Origin of the sequence: Rhodanobacter sp. DHG33, assembly GCF_014843005.1 — a bacterium.
Lineage (GTDB): Bacteria > Pseudomonadota > Gammaproteobacteria > Xanthomonadales > Rhodanobacteraceae > Rhodanobacter_A.
The window spans coordinates 1-1,017 of record NZ_JACYXM010000028.1 but is presented as its reverse complement, the minus strand read 5'-3'; the positions used below and the strand labels follow the sequence as shown (position 1 = coordinate 1,017).

2 protein-coding genes are annotated in these 1,017 nt (G+C 60.6%); both read right to left on the bottom strand.

Annotated elements, in window-relative coordinates; translation table 11 throughout:
- The coding region (locus tag IHE46_RS16830) for an AMP-binding protein (protein ID WP_225563147.1) at positions 1-644 on the bottom strand (644 nt) is incomplete at its 3' end.
- On the bottom strand, positions 587-1,017 hold a 431-nt coding region (locus tag IHE46_RS16825; RefSeq protein WP_192166078.1), incomplete at its 5' end, for an AMP-binding protein. The genes IHE46_RS16825 and IHE46_RS16830, both read right to left, overlap by 58 nt.

The window sequence follows — 1,017 nt, the reverse complement described above, 5'->3', positions numbered from 1 at the left end:
ATGGGAACCGCGAGGGCATCGAAATCAACGGGACAAAGCCATGTTGTGGCACAGACAGTAGCTTCCGTGGGTCCATAAGCATTGAAGACGTTGATTGCAGTATTTATCGTGCTGATCAACGCAGAGCTAGGGGCTTCACCTCCCAGAACCAGGGTTTGCAAGGTGGTGAGCCGCGTGAAGTCCGATAGGCCTTGGAGCAAAGCTGGGGGCGACAGTGCATGGGTAATGGCATGGTGTGCAAGGTAGTCCTGGAACTCTTCAGGCACTCGGCGCTCATCGTCCAAGGGTAGGTGCAGTTCAGCTCCCGAGCCCCATGCCAGTAGTATCTCGGCGACACTTACATCGAAACTGCATGAGGTGAACTGCACGACTCGGCTGCTGGAGGAAACGCCGAAAAGGGCAATCTGTGCCTGAGTCAGATTAATTGCGCTTTTGTGCTCGACCATGACGCCCTTGGGGGAGCCGGTGGAGCCAGAGGTGTAGATGACGTAGGCGAGGTGGGTGGAGGTGAGGCCCAGCGTTTGCGGATCGGGATCGACGACGGACTGGTGAGCCCACGGCGAGGGTGAGCCGAGGTCGAGCACGGTCAGGTGAGCGACCGCCGTTTCGCCCAGGACCGTTCGCCCTGCGGTATCGGCCAGCAAGAGCACGNTGCATTGAAACTAAATTGCTTAGCCTGCCAGTTGATGTGGTTGACCAAGGAATGGTGCTCGACCATGACGCCCTTGGGGGAGCCGGTGGAGCCGGAGGTATAGATGACGTAGGCGAGGTGGGTGGAGGTGAGGCCCAGCGTTTGCGGATCGGGATCGACGACGGACTGGTGAGCCCACGGCGAGGGTGTACCGAGGTCGAGCACGGTCAGGTGGGCGATCGCCGTTTCGCCCAGGGCCGTTCGCCCTGCGGTATCGGCCAGCAAGAGCACGGGAGCGGCATCGTGCAGGATCTGGGTCAGCCGCTCAGAGGGATAGGCCGGATCGAGCGGGACATAGGCGCCGCCTGCTTTCAGGATGGCCAGGA